Source organism: Thalassolituus sp. UBA2009 (genome assembly GCF_002335285.1).
Taxonomy (GTDB): domain Bacteria; phylum Pseudomonadota; class Gammaproteobacteria; order Pseudomonadales; family Oceanobacteraceae; genus Venatoribacter; species Venatoribacter alkanivorans.
In genome coordinates this window covers 1-20,189 of the sequence record NZ_DDCJ01000111.1, presented here as the reverse complement: position 1 = coordinate 20,189, position 20,189 = coordinate 1, and the positions used below count along the sequence as shown (strand labels likewise).

Genomic DNA, 20,189 nt, shown 5'->3' with positions numbered 1-20,189 from the left:
TTTAACCCATATGTAACCTGACAGGCACCAGCTTAAAACGGGCGATTGTCAGATTGGGTTTGATCTACTACACCTCAACTCTAGTAAAAATTTGATAGCTACTTTCGCTCTGACGAATCTCGGTCAATGGCTGGTAGATCAGCATCGAGCTTTTCTTTGGATAAACCATGTTTGTATGCGTTGTACTGCCATTTCAGAAATTGCTCAAGAAGTTTGGCATTCTCGGCTTTCAAGCGGCTGTTTTCACTCTCAAGGCGCCGGATTCGTTGCTCGGCAATGCTCAGACTCTGCGGTCTTTTTGTCGAGACAAAGCCATTCTTCAGCAGTTCTTTTTTATGGCTGAAGGCGGATTTAATTCGCTCATGCGCATTGAGTGTCTGGCGTGTCGGACGGGTTCCAGTCACTGGCTCAGAGGCATCACACAGAGCCTCCCATGAGAGCTTGCCATCCCAACCATCGATAAGGCTTATAATTGAATTAATGTCTTTTGGGGTCAGATGTTTGGCCATGGTTAACCTCCGAGCAACGAGCGCAGCTCGTCCATATCTTGATTTGGCGAGGGAATGGATGGTTTGGTCTGAGCGGTGTGTGAAGCCAGTGCCCGATTCAGAGGACTGAACTCCTGATCGTTACTCAGTTTGATGATTGCTCCATCTTCCAGATCCGGAGATTCCAATAGCTGAATGAGCTTCTCAGCCTGCTCCAGTGTTTGAAGCTGATGTTGGCTCCAGCGGTCTGCACCATAGACCTCGTCTTCAGACGCCTGCTGCGTCTTGTTGAGCTGCAAGCGGATGCCATCGCGTTGTTTCTTAAGGCGATCCAGCTTTTCATCATCACCTTTGATGCAGACCTGTTCTGTGCAATTCAGGCAGTCACGATGTCTCTGGCATGGCAGCATGGAAAAGTCATGCACACAAAAGCCATATTCCGTGACGTGAGCAATGCCTTCGCCTATGGCTTCAAGATCTGAGAAGGTGACAGGTGTATGGGCTCTGATTTTCTCAAGGACGCCACCAACACCAGTTTGCCGGGCCAGAGCAACGTAATCGTCATCGTCATCGGTCATATGGTTGTAGGTGGTGTTCTGGTGAATATTGGCGCGGCCAGACCATTTCGCTATATCGAGCTGACCGAGATCGCCCTTTTGCGCAATGGTATTCAAAAAATGCCTTATTTGATGGGAGGTCATGGATATTTCGGTTCCATCGTCATTGCTGTAGCCGTGACGTCGCCAAATATTACCTTCCTTGCCAGGTATGTAATTGAGGTCGGTGGTGAACGTAGTTTTGCCTGGAGTCCAAAGCAGGACAGGGCTTGGTTTTCTGCTTTGATGAAACTCATGGAGTCGATAGCAACAGAGCGACTGTGAATAGGTGATGTGCCGTTCCTTGTTTTTCCATGGCCAGCCAGCAGGCAGTTCACTGCGAACAAATTCATTCAGGAAGGCCAGGGTGAATGGGGCGCCTTTGGCCTTTAGTTCTTTGTATGGGGCATAGCCTTGAAAATACAGGGATATGTTCCGATGCTGTTCTGCTAAGCCAAGTGCCCTACACACTTGTTGATTAGTCAGTGGATCATGCTCTCCAACATCCGGACAGTTCTCATGGCGATAGAATTTGTCGGGGTGATTCTCGTACCAGATCGCCAGTTTACGGCCTTTTTCGGATAGCTCGGTCAGGCGACGAACCGCTTCGATAGCAATGTCTTTGAGAGCGGTTGGAATCCACTTGATGTCGGAACCATAACCCTTTCCGGCATAGAAGCGCAGACCAACGCGTTCTATCCCTTTGCTATCTGTTTCTCTGTGCAGGCAGTTCACCGGGAGATCTTGAACTTCGCTGATTCTGGACGGTGCGCACATCAATAGCGCAAATATCGATGTGGTGAATCTATCCCGTGAGCCTTGTGGGTTATTGGCAAATAGCTCGGCCATAAATCCGAGGTGACGCTGGTCAGGCATTTTTGCAGATCGTTTCTTCTTTCCTTCAGCGTCTGTTCGGTTGATCTCTTTCGGCTTGGAGATCGGGTTCTTCCACGTTAGTGGAGCTGGAATGATTTTGCTTTCGTTGAGGAATTCAACGAGCGTCACCAAGCTGTTACCTGCCTGGTAGGCAGAGGCTTTGTATTCTCTTGCTACCTGTGCGGCGACATCCATTACCTGTACGTCTGTTTGGATGATGTCAGCCGTGCCTTTTACCAACAGAAGGGCTTTCTCAATGCAACGAATGGCCTTGAACTCATTCTTGAGCTTTGTTGGTTTGTGGCCCTGTTGGTAACGTACATAGGATTTTGCAAAAGGAATAATGCTGGGGTTGAGACGTTGTTCGTCCGAAAAACCTCTGGACGGGGCTCTGATGACGGTAAAGTTGCCAACGCCAGGCCAGGTATCACTATCCCAGTCCAGATCAGCTCCAAATACTGTAAGGCGGTGACGACACATTGCTACAAAGTCGCGCAGGTTGGCCTCGGCATCCAGCTGATGTTTCGGAGTGAATAGAAGAATATCAGCCATCTATCACCTCGTTTTTCATTGCATTACAACGGTTAACGACATCGCCAACGGCCAGTATCAATCGGTCATTCACCGCAGCAATCTTGCTATCGCTGGTTTGCTCTAACACGCTATCGCGTTCACTGATCAGTCGTTCCAGAACGGCTTCGTGTGGCCCGTCGAGCCAGGGCTGGAAATGATTGCAGGTGTAACAAGCCACCGGGGCCAAGGCGTTGCAGAAGCCATAACTGCCACAGGTGCCAAGGTTAGCTGTGCCGTTTGAAACCCTGCTGCTCCGATCGTCGCCACGCTTGGCGTCACTTTCGGATATAACAAGTACTCCCTGAAATGCTTGTGCTATCGGAGCCAATTGCAGAGCTACGGCTTTATCTATGCGGTCGACGATTTCTGGAATGTTTCGTACGTACACGCCAGCGCTTTGGGTGTCGGAGTGATCGAGTGCCTCGGCGATAACGTATTCGCCTTTGCCTTCACGGGCGAGATTGGTTCCCAGCGTGTATCGAAAACGAGTTGGGTTGAGACGCACAGGTCCACCAGTTCTTTCACTGATAACCTTTATCGCCTTTTCAACTCGAAGCATTGCGCTCCTTACCAAGTCACTTGGTGCATGCAGGCGATCGCCTATGAGTTGTTCTTTTAAATCTGATACAGAGTTAGCTGTCTCAAGGGCAGGAAATAGCGGTAGCTCAGGAATGAGATTCGATGGGATGTCTGCGTCTAGAGCCAATCTGAACTGTTGGCGAACCGCTTCAGCTTGCTGTTGCAGAACCTCCCAAAGGTCTTCAACTATCGCAAATTGGTTAAATGATTGGCGCCATGACTGGCTGCGCTGTTTGGCGCGAGGGAATCTTATAAAGTACTTACCGGACTGTTGGATCAAGTCCATCAGTTTCAACGCTGTAATTTGTGTCGGGCGGCGCCCTGTCATAGCGAGAATCAGCGCATAGCTGGTATCGACAAGTGTTAAACGTTTTTCTCCGAATGCAGTAATGACTGCATCAATAATGGCTTCCATTTCGATATCAGTTAACGGGCCACTGTTAGGACACATGGACTGAACGGCAAAGCCTTTCTCGTTTCCTTTGATCGTCCATTTATTCAAAAGCCTGATTGTGTCATCAGGCACACCGCTGTATCCCAGTTCAGACCACCTTCTGATGAATCCGCGAAGAGTTGCCAGATACCACTCGGTATGCTTATCGAGCGTTGAGCGATATGAAATTAGAGATTCAACACTGAAGAGCGGCTGGCCGGTTGTTGATTCGAGGTAGTGTTTACAGCGCTCAAATAAGTTTCTTACATGTGATGGGGCGTGTGTCTTTGCATAAAAAGCGAGCACTTTGCAGAGCGAAGAGAAGGTGTCTGAACTCATCACTTCCTGCAGAGTGAAGACGGGGATGTTAGTGTCTTTGTTCAGCTTCCAACGCTTGTCATTGGAGCGGATCAGGTATCCATCCCTAGAGTAAAAGTCCTCAGTAACAGCTTCCTGTGTCGAGAGATTTATCATTCCTCATCTCCCGGTGTTTTTTTGCCTAAATGCTGGTTTTGCAATTCAAGAGCAGCCCTGTTCGCTTGCTCCTTGATATGCCTACTATTGTAAGTCGCGGCTGTTCCTGAGGTTTCGCTCCAGCCCATCAGATACGAACGAATCTTTTCTTCTCGTTCTGGCGTTACGCCTTTGCTTTCACAGGCTTTTGAAAACGAGTAGTTCCAGTGATGGCGTAAGGCGTGAGCATGAATTCCATTGTGGTTGTCTGTGATCCGTTTCAAGTCAGCCATGAACTTACCAAACGCAGCATTTGATATGGGCTGACCCAGAGACGTCCCCTCTTTGTGAGTTACAAACAGATAGCCATGTTTCTTGGCACCCGAAGTTTTATTTCGATGTTCTAGCACGTATTCATAGATACAATTGATGAGTTCGGGAATCAGCGGGATGGTGCGTTCTCGTGTTTTGGCAACGGGCTGAAATGCACGTATGTCATCTTTTGAGTCCGGTCGTCTGACAACTTTCAGCGTGTTTTTTGCAAAGTCGATATCTTCAACCTTCAGGTTAAGCAATTCACCACGTCGAAGGCCTGTGACTCGTAGTATCGAGAACATCAAAGCATTACGAACCTGGACTGCATATTCCTTGGCTGGATTGTTCTCAGCTCCCGGTTTTAATGCCTTCTCAAGTGAATCCAGAACTGCATCATCCAAATGCTTTTCATCCCTATTTGGACTGGATTTTGTTGGCTTTTTAGGGCGGTTCGCTTTTATCTGCGAAACCATTCGCTCTACGTGGTCATGATCTCGTTTCGAAGATGGTTGCAGCTGTTTTGCAAGGAAGCCCAGGTAATCGGCAAGCACTGACAAACGAGCATACTGATTGCTCGTACTGACAAGGTTACGGCGTCCTGAAATAGAGACGACTTTATCTTGCTCATCGCGTACCAGTGGTTTCTGCATGAAATCGCGTAAGGCATGTATCTCGTTTGGGTGAAGAAAGTCACCTTGAGAAAATCGTGATTCGAGATCCAAATCGTAGTAGGCCTGCCATGCGTACAAAGCTTTAATCGCGTTGAGGGAGTTCTCAACCGTATTTACAGCGAGTGAACGCCCACGCATGTGAACAGTAACATACAGGGCTGGATAGAAAAGCGGAGTGCCACTCTCATCAACGAGGATGACAAATCTCTCACCGCCTGAAGATCTGATTCTGCGTATTGAAAGCTCCATTGGAGATAGATCTCAATTTTTACACAAATTCATAGTATTAGACCTTTAATTGGGGGTTAAGGATAAATTTACACACTAAAAAAGAGAAACCCCCATAAAATGGGGGTCTCGTAAGTATTATTTACATTTTAGTCTAAAGTAATCGCTAGAACGGGATATCGTCATCAAAATCGTCAAAGCTGTTGCTTGGCTGTGGTGCGTGCTGCGGCTGTTGCACTGGAGCCTGAGCTGGCTGCTGGTAACCACCCTGATAGGCCGGCTGTTGCGGAGCATGCTGTGGAGCCTGTTGCGGAACATGCTGCGGTGCCTGTTGCGGAGCTTGCTGATAGCCACGCGGAGCCTGAGGTGCGGCCATCGGAGCTTGCTGTGGTGCTGCCTGAGGAGCCTGCTGATAGCCCTGTGGTGCATTCATGCCCATAGGCTGGCTCATTGTCTGCGATGGCGCTGAATAAGACCCCATATTGTCGCCACGGCCATCGAGCATCATCATATCGTTGGCGATGATTTCGGTGGTGTAGCGTTTAACGCCGTCTTTTTCCCATTCGCGGGTACGCAGTTTACCTTCGAAGTAGGCTTTTGAGCCTTTTTTCAGGTATTGCTGAATAATTTCTGCCAGCTTGCCGTATACCGTAATACGGTGCCATTCGGTGGATTCTACTTTCTGGCCGGTCTGTTTGTCGTTGTAGCTTTCGTCGGTGGCCAGTGTCAGATTGGCCACGGCGTTGCCATTCGGCATATAACGAACTTCAGGGTCACGACCCAGAGTACCAATGAGTGTCACTTTGTTAACGCTGCGACCCATGCTCTTCTCCTGTGGAATGAATGATGGCCAATGCCTGTGTTCGATCAAAGGCATCAGCACTGACTTTTAAATAGATTGCGCCTTCACTGGCAAGCAGACTGACTTCCGAGACTCCGGCCAGTGCCATCAATTGTGCAAGTTGTTGTTCGCTGCAGCCATCCGTGCTGTCCAGACGAACACTGGTAAGGTGTTGCGGGGCGGAAGACTGTGACATAAGCAGCACCCAAAGTATCACTAATGCCCCCAGTCCGACAAATAATGCACTGCTGCCGTACTGGCTCATCAGCCAGCCGCCGAGGCTGCCGCCGGCAAAGGCGCCGAGGAACTGCATACTGGAATAAATGCCCATGGCGCTGCCCTTGGCGCCGGCCGGAGCAATCTTGCTCAGCCAGGATGGCAGGCTGGCCTCCATCAGATTAAAGCCCCAGAAATACAGCAACAGCAGCACAACCCAATGCCACATTTCAGCGGCTGCTGACATACCAAACAGGCTGAGAGCAATAACGCAGGCACCGGTGATCACTACGCTTTTCATTTTGCGGCGCTTCTCGGCGATGATGATAAAGGGCACCATTAATACAAAGGCACTGAGAAGTACCGGTAAATACAGCCAGCTGTGATGCTCTGCCGGTAAATCCAGCTTCAGCAATTGTCCGGGAATGGCGATAAAAATAGCCACCATTAAGGCGTGCAGCAGGAATATCCCCAGATTGAGCGGCCACAGCTGGGTATTACGCAGCTGAACACCGACTTCGCTCAGTACCGCCGAGGCATCGCGATGGGGCAAAACGGGTGGTGTTGGAATAACAAACAGCGTTACCAGAATGCCCAGCAGGGCAAGTACGCCGGTCAGGCCAAAAATCAGGCTCAGACCGCCTAATCCGGCAAGCCATGGTCCCAGTACCAATGCGACAGAAAAAGACAGGCCGATGCTGGCGCCAATAGACGCCATCGCTTTCATGCGGTTCTCTTCGCGGGTCAGATCCGTAACCAGTGCCATAATCGCACTGGCAATGGCGCCACCACCCTGTAGCGCGCGGCCAAGAATAACACCGTACACGCTGTCGGCGCTGGCGGCGATCAGACTGCCAAGAGCAAAAATCAGCAGGCCACCAATAATAATAGGTTTACGGCCAAAGCGGTCCGACAGGGTTCCGGCGGGAATCTGCAGCAGCGCCTGAGTGAGGCCATAGACCCCCATCGCCAGACCAAGCAGTTGTGGCGTAGCGCCATCGAGCTTCTGTCCTTCGATCATCATCACAGGCAGCACCATAAACAGCCCCAGCATACGCAGGGCATAGAGTGACGCGAGGGAGACGACTGCACGCTGTTCGACGGCAGAAATGCCGCTGTGCTCAGTTTCTGGAGAGGTAGAACTCGACATACTCACTGGTATTCCGGTTGGTACAGCTAAAAAGTGCGCCAGTTTAACAGCAATGCCGTCTGTGGATTAAGTCTTAAGCACGGTTATCTGCAGATTGCTTGTTTACGGTTGCTCCGGACAGACCCGGGAATGGTACGGAAGTTCTTCAAAAAGCCGTGGGTCAATCCGTAAAACTACGAAAAAAAGTCATGCTCAAGTGGCAATTTGCATTGGATTGCGTACACTCTTAGCACTGGTTTTGGAAGACCGGTTAAGGATCAGCAACAGGCATAAAGGAGTTATGTTATGGATCGTCAGGCAAGCCTCCCAGGTCGTCGCATTATCTTATTCGGCCAACAAAATCTGCAGAATTCCATTCTCATTGGTTACATTCACCAGCGTACAAATATCGACTGCCAGCTGGTCAGCGTGCCGGAATGGCGTGAAGACTGGAATCGTTACCCCTGTAAAACGCTTGTGCTGGTTGACGCTGAATGCGCACGCCCGGAAAAGCTGCATGATTTACTGGAGCAGGTGTACGAGCAGCCGGTGGATATCAAGGTGGCTTTCTTCAATACTCCGCATAATCATCCGGTTGAACGCCTGATGGCCTGGCCAATGGTCAATGGTCTGTTCTATCGCGAGTGTTCACAACAACAGCTGAGCAAAGGTATTGTTGGCCTGTTTGAAGGCGAATACTGGCTGCCGCGTCAGCTGGTGGGGCAGTATCTGGAACGCACCCGCCATAAGCCCCGTAAAATGACCACCACCACCACGGTACTGACCAAGCGCGAGAAGCAGATCCTGCGTTTAACTGCGACTGGCGCGACTAATATCGAAATTGCGGACAAGCTCAACGTCAGCATGCATACAGTTAAAACCCATATTTATAACCTGTTCAAAAAGATTGGTGCGGGCAACCGTATTCAGGCTGTGAACTGGGCTAAAGAGTATATGGAAGAGCTGTTGCACGAATCAGTTGAATAAGCGGCTGAACTCAACCTCTGCCTGTTAGGGCCTGTTCATACTAAGTAAATGGGCCTGCTGAGAGCCAGTTTTTCTCAGAGCAAGGAGAGAGGAGTGTTATTAGCGGGCTAAATGAATGACGAACGACGAAGTTAATGGGGAAAACTGGCCTCAGCCCAAAGGGTTATGGCTAAAAATCCCCCATTCTGCGTTGCTGTTCGTTCGCTTAACCCGTTAGGCCACACTCACTGCGCCTTGTCTGGAACATTCTTAGCCGATAACAGGCCTGTTAAATTAGTATGAACAAGCCCTACAATGGCGGCTTTTCTCTGATGTGATGAGCCGTCTATGGATAAGATTCAGGTGAGAGGGGCCCGTACCCACAATCTCAAGAATATCGATCTGGATATTCCCCGTGACAAGCTGGTTGTTATTACGGGGCTGAGTGGCTCGGGCAAATCCTCTCTGGCATTTGATACGCTCTACGCCGAAGGCCAGCGCCGTTACGTCGAGTCTCTGTCGACCTATGCCCGTCAGTTCCTGTCGATGATGGAAAAGCCCGATGTTGATCTGATTGAAGGTCTGTCACCGGCTATCTCCATCGAACAGAAGTCCACTTCACACAACCCCCGCTCGACCGTTGGTACGGTTACCGAAATCTACGATTACCTGCGTTTGCTGTTTGCCCGTGTCGGTGTGCCGCGTTGCCCTGATCACGAAGTTGCGCTGGAAGCTCAGACTGTCAGTCAGATGGTCGACAGCATTATGGATCTGCCGGATGACAGTAAGCATATGATTCTGGCGCCGGTGGTGCGTGACCGTAAAGGTGAGCATCTGCACGTATTCGACAGCCTGCGCTCGCAGGGTTTTATCCGCGTACGGGTGAATGGTCTGGTGTGCGATCTGGACGATACGCCGGAGCTGGATAAACGCCGTAAGCACAGCGTCGAAGTTGTGGTGGACCGCTTTAAGGTGAAAGAAGGTATTGAACAGCGTTTGTCAGAGTCGCTGGAAACCTGTCTGGAGCTGAGCGGTGGCCTGGCTCTTGTGGCCTCTATGGATGACGATAAAGCCGAGCCTCTGCTGTTTTCGTCACAATTTTCCTGTCCGCACTGTGGTTATAGCTTATCCGAGCTGGAACCGCGTCTGTTCTCCTTTAACAATCCGGCCGGTGCCTGTACCAGCTGTGATGGTCTGGGTGTAAAACAGTATTTTGATCCGGAGCTGGTGGTGCACGATCAGAACCTGAGCATTGGCGAAGGTGCGATCCGCGGCTGGGACAGACGCAGCATTTACTATTATCAGATGCTGAGCTCGGTGGCTGAGCACTATGGTTTTGATATTGAGAAAAATTTCGGCAAATTAACCGCTAAACAACGCGATCTGCTGCTCTACGGCAGTGGTGATGAAGCGGTGAATTTTAATTACGTCAATTCCCGTGGCGACCAGATTATCAAGGCGCATCCTTTTGAAGGTGTGCTGCCCAACCTCGAACGCCGCTACCGCGAAACCGATTCGCAGATGGTGCGCGAAGAACTGAGTAAATATCTCAGTGTACAGCCATGCCCATCCTGTGAAGGCTCACGTCTGCGGGTTGAAGCACGTAATGTGTTTGTTGGCGATAAAACCATTCATGCCTGTACTGCGATGCCGGTTGAGCAGGCATTTGATTATTTTACGGAGCTTCACCTGGCTGGCCATCGTGGTGAAATTGCCGAAAAAATCCTGAAAGAAATCCGTGAGCGCCTGCGTTTTCTGGTTAATGTCGGACTCGAATATCTGACGCTGAACCGCAGCTCCGATACGTTATCCGGTGGTGAAGCACAGCGTATCCGTCTGGCGTCGCAGATTGGTGCCGGTCTTGTTGGCGTTATGTATATTCTCGATGAGCCGTCTATTGGTCTGCATCAGCGTGATAACGACCGCCTGCTGAAAACCCTGTTTCACCTGCGCGATCTGGGAAATACCGTACTGGTGGTTGAACACGATGAAGATGCCATCCGCAGCGCCGATCATTTAATTGATATCGGTCCGGGTGCTGGTGTGCATGGTGGCGAAGTGATTGCACAGGGCACGCCGGAGCAGGTGTTTGCTAATCCGAACTCGGTTACCGGACAGTTCTTATCCGGCAAGCGTTCTATCCATGTACCGGAAAAACGTACGCCTTATGATCAGAATAAAGTTCTGCAGTTAAAAGGCGCCCGTGGTAATAACCTGAATAATGTCGACCTGACCATTCCGCTGGGACTGATGACCTGCGTGACCGGCGTATCGGGCTCTGGTAAATCCACTCTGATTAACCGCACATTATTCCCGCTGGCTTCAACAGCGTTAAATGGTGCCACGACCCTGAAAGCGGCTGAGTACGATTCGATCGTTGGCCTGAAGCAGCTGGATAAAGTCGTCGATATTGATCAGAGCCCGATCGGACGGACACCACGTTCCAACCCGGCAACCTATACCGGTATTTTTACCCCGGTACGGGAATTATTTGCCGGTACGCAGGAATCCCGTTCCCGTGGCTATAAAGCCGGACGTTTTTCATTCAACGTGAAAGGTGGCCGCTGTGAAGCCTGTCAGGGTGATGGCGTTATTAAGGTAGAAATGCACTTCCTGGCTGATATCTACGTTCCCTGTGATATCTGTAAAGGCAAGCGCTACAACCGCGAGACGCTGGATATCCGTTATAAAGGTAAAAATATCCACGAAGTGCTGGATATGACGGTTGAAGATGCGCGTGAATTCTTCGACGCTATTCCGGCGGTGGCGCGTAAATTACAGACGCTGATGGATGTTGGCTTGAGTTATATCCGCCTTGGTCAGGCAGCGACAACCTTGTCTGGTGGTGAAGCTCAGCGGGTAAAACTGGCGAAGGAATTATCGAAACGCGATACCGGTAAAACGCTGTATATCCTGGACGAACCAACCACCGGCCTGCACTTCCATGATATTGAACAATTACTGGCGGTATTGCATCGCCTGCGCGATGACGGCAATACCATCGTGGTGATTGAGCATAATCTGGATGTGATTAAAACCGCCGACTGGATTGTTGATCTTGGCCCTGAAGGTGGTTCCAAAGGGGGTTATATTATTGCCGAAGGAACGCCGGAAGAGGTGGTGAAAAATAAAGCTTCACACACCGGTCACTTTCTTAAATCGTTGCTTAAACCGCGGAAAAAATGAGCTCAGAGTTTGTTCAGAAACGCCGGCACTGTGAACAGTGCCGGCGTCCTCTGTCGGTTTGTCTGTGTCCGTACATCCACGTTTTGTCCAGTCCGGTAGAACTGATTATCTGGCAGGATCCTACCGAGGCGCGTCATCCTTTATCAACAGCACCCTTACTGCATAAAAGCATTGCCGGCAGTCGTTTGCTGGTGGCTGATTGTCTGCAACCACAGGATATTTTTGCTGCAGGTGAGCAGAGTACAACCGCGCTGCTGTATCCGTTTACACATAAACCCGCATTGGCAGAAGACGCGCGTATTCACATTCGGCAATTACTGATATTGGATGGAACCTGGCGTAAAGTCCGGCGTTTATTGCACCTGAATCCCTGGCTGAATGATTTACCTCATATCGCTTTAACACCACAGCAACCCAGTGGTTATGCAATACGTGCATCACAGCAACGTGGTGGGTTGTCGACTATTGAAGCCGGTGTCAGTGCATTGCAATGGCTTGATCCGTTGCAGGATTATCAGCCTGTTTTACGGGTATTGAACAGAATGGTCGAAATTCAGAAAGGTTTCGGTCATAAGGGCTGACAGTGCAGCGAATATACCTGGTTTTTATTTTCGGACATAAAAAAAGGCGCCGAAGCGCCTTTTTCAGAGTCTTTAATATCTGAATAAATCAGAATTTAAAGACAACCTTAACCGAGCTATCCACGACAGATGAGTCGACATAGCCAATAAGGTTAGGGTTTTTAGCGACCAGATTTTTGATGTCGGCATCTGAGCCAGATTCTTTTGGCGGAGTACCTTTACCGGTAAAGATCAGTCGCGACCAGTAGGCTTTTAACTGGCTGGAACTTTTGCCCAGCACTTTATCGTTAAAGGCTTCACGGCTGGCAGAACCTTCGTTCTGATCGACGGGAATCGCCTGACTGCCATCGGGAAAGTTCGACGTCTTTCCCAGAAAAACCCGTGAAATGGTATCCTGATCCAGTGCAGAGTTGGCGTTGGAAGCGCTGACAATCACAGCAACTTCGGCATTGGCCAGAGCAGTGACAAAGAACGTCATGGCAATGGCAAGTCGGGAGATCACTTTAAACATATTCATATACTCTCTCCTTAAAATACCAGACTCATACCGACATTGTAGAGCAGGCCGGATTCACCTTTTGCACCATTAACCAGTTCTTCGTCATGCTGTTGAATATCGACTTTAAACGCTGTACTGCTGTCGTAGTCATAACGCATCCCGAGGATAATACTGTTTTCTTTGGACTCTGCATTTTTCTGAACCTGACCGACAACACCAGACTCAAGATCATCTTCTGCAACGGTATAGGTCAGGTGCACTGTTGCATCACCGAAGCGCTGGGCAGCACTGATCAGATAGGCGCTGTCATCGTTGAGTAATGCGGTGGTCTGGTCCAATGCAGTCCATTCAGCAATTACCGCAGTACTGCCGTTATCGTATGACACGGATGCCTGATAGAACTTGGCTTTATCTTCATCGGCAGTGAACTCATCACCGACGCCAGCAAGAGCACCGCCTGCTGCAAGATTATCGAGGGCGCGGCCATTAGGCCCAGCCAAAGCTGCATTTGCATCTAAGGTCAGATCTGCCTGGTGATAACTCAGACGGGCACCGAAGTCACCGGAGTTCAGGCTGAAAACCATACCCGCCGCGCGGCGCAGTTCAATGTGGTAGGTGTCGCCGCTCAGCGTAAAGTCGTCATTGTAGCGACCGGTGTAAGCCTGGATAGAACCGTCCATGCCGCCGATGGCGAAGCGGTGTGTCACATCAACACCACTGATGGATGAAAATGCATCCAGACGATAAACAATTGAAGGCGGACGCACCCAGTTATAGGCGTAGCCTACTTCAAGGAAGTCTGAATAATAGAAAAATGGTGTACGCAGACGACCCATACGGATGTCGGTATTTTCATTGGCTGCGTAAGTAACATATGCCCAGGATGCTTCAGTACTGTAGTTATCGCTGCCGCGGGATATTAACTGGACGGTGGCTGATGTTGTGTCGTTGACCTGCTTGGACATCTGCAGCCCAACCACTGTGCCGACATCGAATGAAACGCCGTCATCGTAACCATCCAGTGAAATATCTTCGGTGGACAGATTGCCGGCGGTTACATTCATGAAGCCATTAATATTTAAATCGTCAGAAAAAGCAGCGGGGCTGCAGGCCAGCAGCACTGCCGCTGCCAGGCCAGATTTGCGAAGAACCATGGATAGTATCCTCTACTGTTGGTTTCACAGATAACCTTAGTAGAGGTCTGGAATAGTTCAAATTGGCAATGTTTTTATTTTCTTTTGTGTTTTGGGGAATAAAAGATCTTCAGGCATTTTCTGTCATTGCGGTGATATGTTTGATCTGCCGCTGAATTAACAATTGGTTCTTTTCGGCCAGACTGTTAAGCCAATAGCTGGCCTGCTCACGTCCGTGTAAATCGGATACCATCGGCCCTTCTTCCCAGGCAATACCTGCATCCTGAGGGATATGGCTGAGCAGCTCCTGACTGACCAGCAGGCGACGTTCTTCACCACTGGTAGCAAGGTGGGAAGCCCAGTGCACTGTATCGCCGATCAGGCTGCACTGGATTTGCTCATCATCACTTAATGGTGCCATCAGTACCGGACCCCAGTGGGCTGCAACGCGGAATTCGACCGGCAGTGTTTTGCTGTCATGATCGCGAAGATGAGCGATCAGGCCGAGGAATAATTGCGCGGCATAAAGGCAGTGCAGGGCTTCATTACCGTGTCCTGATTGCGGGGCGCGTGACATACCGAACAGCATTACAACACCATCTCCCAGATAACGATCCAGCTTGCCGTTATAAAGTTTGGCCGCATGGGACAAAAGCCGGTGATATTGGTTGAGGGTTTTACTCAGTTGCTCAGCACTCAGACGATTCTGCAAAATTTCGAGATCCTGAATCTCAATAAACAACAGGGCGCATTCATGGTAACGCAGCAGCTCACCTGTGGCCGGCGGAGCAGAAATAAAACGTCCCAGCGCTTCCTGCATCGCACGTTGCTGTTGCTCTTTAATAGCAATGTTATTCAGGGTGCTGTGCAGCTGTTTCAGGTCGGACAAAAGCGGTGGTGGTGGCAGGTGCAGCAGGTCTTTGCCTTCCTGCCAGTTAGACAGGCGTTGTTGTAACTGGCGTAAATAATGGAGATAGCGTTCGCTCAGCTGATACACGACAAGAGCTGCCAGCAGTGCTGCCAATGCGCTGGCAATTAATCCGAGGGCAAAATAGCGGCGGGCAGTTTGTTCCGCGCTGCTGAGATTGATGTCGGCGCGCAGTAGCCCAATGGACAGATTATCCTGAGTAACCGGCTGGCTGATCTCAATGCTGTCCGGTGATGGCCGGCCACTTTCGGCGATGACCTGCTGGCTGGCATTGAGTACACGGATGGCATCGATTTCGGGTCCCTTACTCCAGTCGCTCAGGGTAAGGCTGATACTGATGCGGTCCTGACGCAGCAGGCTGGGTGCGAGGGCAACGGTCAGACGCTGTAACTGGCGCTGTGCATCCTGACGCAGCTTTGCAGACAGCTGAGTTTCCAGATGGGTGTATGTCAGGCTGCTGATCAACAGGCCTGTCAGTAAAATCAGAAAGGCTGCGAGTAGGCCGCAAATTTGACTTGTATTCAACTTTTGCCCAATCAGGCTGGCGATCCGCATCACATTACTCAAACAAACGAAGATTTCCTCAACATTGGTGGTATTATATGCGCCGCCTGCAGTAACGCTAGGGCGAAACGGCAATTGTCAGTCCTCTTATTTGAGGACAGCGGATGATCATCCGGCATGCTGTAAACCGAATTTATAATTTTGATGAATGGGGATTCACCATGAGCGACGTGAAACAGTCTCTGCAAGATAAGCTGCAACAACTGGAAAAAGGTCTGTACCTGATGAGCGTTGACCGCGTACGCGCGCTGTCTGTACATGAAACTGTTGAGCTGATCGAAGAGCTGCGTGCGGTTGTTGCTGCTGCCAAAGCTGACGCCGGCAAACTGTAATTGCATCAAACTGATCTGCCTGCAGGTGTAACGTCCGTGACTGAATTGGTTCTAATCCGAGTGACTGGGGCCGATAAGCCCGGGTTAACCTCAAGCATCAGCGCCATTCTGGCGCAATATGATGTCACCATTCTTGATATTGGCCAGGCCGAAATCCACGACACTCTGTCGCTGGGCATCCTGGCCGCCATTCCTTCCCGTGCCGAATCGGCACCGGTATTAAAAGATGTGCTCTTTAAGGCTCACGAGCTGGGCCTGTCTGTCCGTTTTACGCCGGTTACACCGGAAAGCTACGAGCATTGGGTTAATGGTCAGGGCAAGCCGCGTCATATTATTACGCTGCTGGCCCGTGCCATTGAAGCCGATGCTATTGCCCGTATTACGGCGATCGTGGCTGAGCATGGTCTGAATATTGATCAGATTAACCGTCTGTCCGGGCGTGTTCCTCTGGTGCAGACTGAGCAGAACACCCGTGCCTGCGTCGAGTTCTCGGTGCGTGGAGATGCTGAACAAAGCGTGATGCGCGCTCAGTTTCTGCAGGTTGCCAATGAACTGGGCGTGGATATCGCCTTCCAGGAAGACAACGTTTACCGTCGTACCCGTCGTCTGGTTTGCTTCGATATGGATTCAACCCTGATTGAAGCAGAAGTGATTGATGAGCTGGCCCGGGCGGCCGGTGTTGGTGAGCAGGTGGCGGAAATCACCGAGCGCGCCATGCAAGGGGAGCTGGACTTTATCCAGAGCTTCGAACAGCGTGTGGCGCTGCTCAAAGGCCTGAGTGGCGATGTGCTGCAGGGAATTGCCGAACAACTGCCGGTTACCGAAGGCGCTGAACGCCTGATCCGTAATCTGAAAGCGCTGGGTTATAAAACCGCCATTCTGTCGGGTGGTTTTAATTACTTTGGCCGTTATCTGCAGGACAAGCTGGGCATCGACTATGTGTATGCCAACGAGCTGGAAATGGAAGATGGTGTAGTCACCGGCCGGGTGACCGGGCGTGTGGTGGATGGTCAGCGTAAGGCTGAGCTGCTGCGTGAACTGGCTGAGAAAGAAGGCATTCGTCTGGAGCAGACCATTGCGGTGGGGGATGGTGCAAACGATCTGCCGATGCTCAGCATTGCTGGTCTTGGCATTGCTTTCCGCGCCAAACCTCTGGTGCGGGAAAACGCTAAGAATGCAATTTCGACGCTTGGGCTGGATGGTATTCTGTACCTGCTGGGCTATCGCGACCGCGATATTCTTGAGTAAAACACTCTGCAACAGCCACAAAAAAGCCCGGCTCAGTATCATGGTACTTGCCGGGCTTTTTTGTGACTTAGTGATTACTCTTCATTTTCGTCACTGAAGTTGTAGCTCATTGCGCTCTGTGGTGGCTGAACGTAGTAGCCCTGAATAAAGTGAACCCCCAGCTGCCAGAGTGAAGCAACAGAGTTTGCGCTTTCAACCAATGGCACAATGGTGCGTTTTTCTTCTTCGTGCAGACCTTCAAGCAGGGCTTTCAGGTGTTTCTGCGCTTCAGGGTTTTGTCCCAGCTCCTGAGTAAAGGAGCCATCGACTTTAACGTAATCAACCGCCAGGTGTTTCAGGGTCTGCATCGGATTCAGCGCGCAGCCGAAACGGCTGAGTGCCGCCGGAATGCCTTTTTCCATCAGCGAGTGGCTGAATTGCTGAGTTTGTTTCAGCAGACGGCTGGCGTCTTCTTCATTGAACTGGAAGATCACCGAACCTTTTGGCAGCTTGGCGGCGTTGATTGCGACACCAATCCAGCCGGGCAGAGTGTCATCGGCCAGGGATGCGGCTGACAGGTTGATAAACATCCGGGTGTTATGCCCCTTCGCCCGATGTTCACCCAGTAATTTAGTGGTGTGCAGAATGACCCAGCGGTCAATCTTGCGCTTCAGATCATCGCTGATATCAGTGTTGTTCAGGAAATCACCGCCAGACAACTCATCGCCATTCGGATGATGCAGACGCAGTAAGGTTTCATAGTGTTCGGTTTCTTCGCCGCGCAGGCTGATCATCGGCTGGAACAGCAGGCGGAAGCTGTTATTGCGGATGGCGTCAGTCAGCGTTTGCTGCAGGTTGCTGCTCTGTTGCGGCTCGTCCATTTCTTTTGGCAGGAAGAGATGAACGCCATTGCCACGCTCATGACCAGCCTGCTTACGCACATCATCGGATGCGTGATGCGATTGCTGCAGAATATCTTCCGGCCGTGAACTGTTTTCGGTGATCAGTGACAGGCCGATACTGGCGGTCACTGTAACGGTGCGGTTGCCGATATCAATTAAGAGATGCTCAATCTTATCGCGCAGGCGCTCGCCAAACTGCAATGCGGATTCGGCATCGGCGCCCATACGCATGCAGGTGAAAATATCCTCACCAATACGGGCCAGTACGTCTTTCTCATTGATCTGTGCTTTGAGGCAGTTACCAATTTCACTGATCACGGTATCGGCATTGCTGATGCCAATTTCGCTTTTGATTTTGCCGAAATGGTCAATGTTGATATACAGCACTGCACCTTTAGCACCTTTTAATACAGCGCTGTCGACGGCTTCTTCCAGACGGGCATTGAAGTAGGGTTTGTTGTACAAGCCTGTCATCAGATCACGGCTGCTGATTTCTTTCAGTTTGGCTTCCAGCTCGCTGTTATCGGCATTAGTGCGGATAACGACCTGAGTACAGCGTTCATCACCATAAGTGGCCGCAGAGAAGGTCATCAGCATAGGAAAGGTGTGGCCCTTGTCGTTGATGCCGGTGGTTTTCAGTTCCTGACTGCTGCCCTGTTCGGCATGATAGGTTTTCAGAAAGCTTTTAAAGCCGGCCTGACCTGAGCTGTCGACCATATCCATGATCGGCATTCCTTCCAGCTCTTCTACTGATGCGTAGCCGAAAAGCTCGAGATAGGCCTGATTGGCGTATACGTGCATACCATCGTGAATATAGGCCACCGCATCTTTTGAACTCTCGAGCAGATTCTGGCAGCGCTTTTCGGCATCACGGATACGAACTTCCAGTGTCCGCAGTTCACGACGGGTGCGCAAATGGCGTAATTCCCGCTGGATAACCAGCAGCAGCAGATTGCTTTCGTCAATGGGAACCACGGTACAGGCGCCACGTTTGATGGCCGCTTCCATAATCATGGCATCGACATCTTCAGTGATCAGAATGACGGGCAGGTCTTTATTCAGTCGCTTGATCTGCTTCAGCAAATCATCATAACTGATGCCATTAACGTCTGGCTGAGCAACCAGAAGATCCCAGGATTTTTCCTGAAGCTGTTCGTTCAGGTCTGCCAGTGAGGTAATCTGATGCGCCCGGGTGGCGCTGCCGGAATTACGCATCAGACTCACCAGGCTTTCGGCATCATTCTGGGTTTCTGTGAGCAACAGCAGATGCAATGTGTCCCGACTTGTCGACATGCCAACCTCTGGTAAATAAAAAAGCGATTATAGAGCCCGTGAGTAAAAAAAAAATGACCGGGTGTGACAAAACGGTCAGAAGGGCATTTTAAAACGATCAGATGGTGGTATATAGGATCAGAGTTTGTTCCAGATGGAATCAAAGTCATCTTCACCCAGTCCCGGCGTTTGCTGCATCCCTGATGACTGAGCCTGACTGGCTGCACCGGCACTGCGGAACTGAAACTGACTGAAACTGCTGGTTGATGTCAGTCGCTTGGTCAGCTGATAACGACCCTGTAATTCAGGATACATTAATTCGACCTTATTGCCTGTGCGGAAGGGGATGCGCGGCAGAAGCAGTGTTGCAGGCTGAGCAATGGCCTTGATTGCGGGCAACAGCAACGCTCTCATATAGGGACCGTTGCTGCCGGTTTTCTGCAGTAACCGCGCAGCGCCGACCTCGGCTTTTGGGGCTAACAGTTCAACGCCGAGTTGTGTTCCCTGGTCACGCAGGTGACGAATCCAGCGGATCACACCGATGGACCAGTGTTTAACTCCGCGCTCCTGAATGCCTAATAATTCTCCGGCCTGAATACTGGCCGGCACTTCTCCGTTCCAGTGAATACAGTAACCGCCCGGGCTGGTATTAATCAGATCAACCTGATGTGCAGGGTATTTTGTCGTGACTTCGTCACTGCTTTCTTCCTGCGCTTTGTGTTTATTGATGAACTCAATGGCATCAATATTCAGTGCGGTATTTTCGGCAATACGGGCACCGCCGGCATCGAATGCATTAGCCCAGACATCGCCTTCGCTGCTGGCTTTGCCGACATCAACGCTGCGCTCAACCTCGCCTTCCAGAGTCTTGGGTTTAACTGAGGCCAGCATCTTTTCGAAATCCTGCTGACCACCGCTGTAATAGTGGGTTGCAGAAAGTCCGATGCAAATACGCAGCTGGCCTTCAGTCTGTGCCCGGCGGAAGGAGCGCTGCCAGTGGATTCCCCAGGACTGAATGGCGTGGGACAGCAGGTTGTCGCTGAGTTTGCCGGGAACGGTAATCTGATGGGTGCCATTAGGATTGGCTGCCCAGTGTTTTAGTGCTTGTACCAGCTGCGCGGTATTCAGGCTGCGGAACAACGGCTTTTGTGCATCTCGCAGGTGCTGGCGGTACTGTCCCGGACGATCACGGTGCAGGTTA

The 20,189-nt window shown here is 50.7% G+C and carries 15 protein-coding genes and 1 pseudogene; 5 read left to right on the top strand and 11 right to left on the bottom strand.

All coding sequences use genetic code 11. The features are described 5' to 3' along the window. Window positions 1-98: 98 nt before the first annotated feature. From B3P58_RS14270 to B3P58_RS14245, 6 genes are all read right to left on the bottom strand, one after another. Window positions 99-509 (bottom strand): hypothetical protein, encoded by a 411-nt coding sequence (locus B3P58_RS14270; protein ID WP_286718493.1) that lies wholly within the window; start codon window positions 507-509, stop codon window positions 99-101. Between the two features lie 2 nt (window positions 510-511). Beyond that, window positions 512-2,512: a hypothetical protein gene (locus B3P58_RS14265; protein ID WP_286718491.1), complete on the bottom strand. Its 2,001-nt coding sequence runs from the start codon at window positions 2,510-2,512 to the stop codon at window positions 512-514. Then, window positions 2,505-4,019 (bottom strand): site-specific integrase, encoded by a 1,515-nt coding sequence (locus B3P58_RS14260; RefSeq protein ID WP_286718489.1) that lies wholly within the window; start codon window positions 4,017-4,019, stop codon window positions 2,505-2,507. Before B3P58_RS14260 ends, B3P58_RS14265 begins: the two co-directional genes overlap by 8 nt. Then, window positions 4,016-5,233, bottom strand: coding sequence for a tyrosine-type recombinase/integrase (locus B3P58_RS14255; protein ID WP_286718486.1), 1,218 nt, complete (start codon window positions 5,231-5,233; stop codon window positions 4,016-4,018). The genes B3P58_RS14260 and B3P58_RS14255 overlap by 4 nt, the downstream gene beginning before the upstream one ends. Window positions 5,234-5,378: 145 nt before the next feature. Beyond that, window positions 5,379-6,035, bottom strand: a complete 657-nt coding sequence (gene ssb, locus B3P58_RS14250; RefSeq protein WP_225692100.1) for a single-stranded DNA-binding protein — start codon at window positions 6,033-6,035, stop codon at window positions 5,379-5,381. Continuing rightward, entirely contained in the window at window positions 6,019-7,419 is a 1,401-nt protein-coding gene (locus B3P58_RS14245) for an MFS transporter (protein ID WP_225692101.1), read from the bottom strand. The genes ssb and B3P58_RS14245 overlap by 17 nt, the downstream gene beginning before the upstream one ends. A 285-nt stretch (window positions 7,420-7,704) precedes the next feature. Between B3P58_RS14245 and B3P58_RS14240 the strand changes: the two genes are divergently transcribed. The 3 genes from B3P58_RS14240 to B3P58_RS14230 all read left to right on the top strand — a co-directional run bounded on the left by B3P58_RS14240 (window position 7,705) and on the right by B3P58_RS14230 (window position 12,131). Then, window positions 7,705-8,385: a LuxR C-terminal-related transcriptional regulator gene (locus tag B3P58_RS14240; protein ID WP_145469890.1), complete on the top strand. Its 681-nt coding sequence runs from the start codon at window positions 7,705-7,707 to the stop codon at window positions 8,383-8,385. 327 nt (window positions 8,386-8,712) lie between these two features. After that, window positions 8,713-11,550, top strand: a complete 2,838-nt coding sequence (gene uvrA / locus B3P58_RS14235; RefSeq protein WP_230332611.1) for an excinuclease ABC subunit UvrA — start codon at window positions 8,713-8,715, stop codon at window positions 11,548-11,550. Beyond that, on the top strand, window positions 11,547-12,131 hold the full coding sequence (locus tag B3P58_RS14230) for a tRNA-uridine aminocarboxypropyltransferase (RefSeq protein ID WP_286718481.1): 585 nt from the start codon (window positions 11,547-11,549) through the stop codon (window positions 12,129-12,131). The genes uvrA and B3P58_RS14230 overlap by 4 nt, the downstream gene beginning before the upstream one ends. 88 nt (window positions 12,132-12,219) lie before the next feature. On the opposite strand, the gene B3P58_RS14225 is transcribed toward B3P58_RS14230, so the two are convergent. The 3 genes from B3P58_RS14225 to B3P58_RS14215 all read right to left on the bottom strand — a co-directional run bounded on the left by B3P58_RS14225 (window position 12,220) and on the right by B3P58_RS14215 (window position 15,156). Further along, on the bottom strand, window positions 12,220-12,648 hold the full coding sequence (locus B3P58_RS14225; protein WP_225692104.1) for a phosphate ABC transporter substrate-binding protein: 429 nt from the start codon (window positions 12,646-12,648) through the stop codon (window positions 12,220-12,222). An 11-nt stretch (window positions 12,649-12,659) separates the two neighbouring features. Then, window positions 12,660-13,784 carry a porin gene (locus tag B3P58_RS14220; RefSeq protein WP_145469887.1) on the bottom strand — a complete coding sequence of 375 codons (1,125 nt, stop codon included), beginning with the start codon at window positions 13,782-13,784 and terminating at the stop codon, window positions 12,660-12,662. A gap of 109 nt (window positions 13,785-13,893) precedes the next feature. Next, window positions 13,894-15,156 (bottom strand): adenylate/guanylate cyclase domain-containing protein, encoded by a 1,263-nt coding sequence (locus tag B3P58_RS14215; RefSeq protein ID WP_286718475.1) that lies wholly within the window; start codon window positions 15,154-15,156, stop codon window positions 13,894-13,896. Window positions 15,157-15,416: 260 nt separating this feature from the next. Here B3P58_RS14215 and B3P58_RS14210 point away from each other — a divergent pair, with 260 nt between their 5' ends. After that, window positions 15,417-15,587, top strand: a complete 171-nt coding sequence (locus B3P58_RS14210; protein WP_186435978.1) for a hypothetical protein — start codon at window positions 15,417-15,419, stop codon at window positions 15,585-15,587. 36 nt (window positions 15,588-15,623) lie between these two features. Then, a complete protein-coding gene (gene serB, locus B3P58_RS14205; protein ID WP_145469885.1) occupies window positions 15,624-16,835 on the top strand; it encodes a phosphoserine phosphatase SerB in 1,212 nt (403 codons plus the stop codon). A 74-nt stretch (window positions 16,836-16,909) separates the two neighbouring features. Here the strand turns inward: serB and B3P58_RS14200 are convergent, their stop codons facing one another. Then, window positions 16,910-19,009 (bottom strand): EAL domain-containing response regulator, encoded by a 2,100-nt coding sequence (locus B3P58_RS14200; protein ID WP_225692107.1) that lies wholly within the window; start codon window positions 19,007-19,009, stop codon window positions 16,910-16,912. Between the two features lie 117 nt (window positions 19,010-19,126). After that, window positions 19,127-20,189 (bottom strand): annotated as a pseudogene (locus tag B3P58_RS14195) (hypothetical protein); the annotation flags it as partial.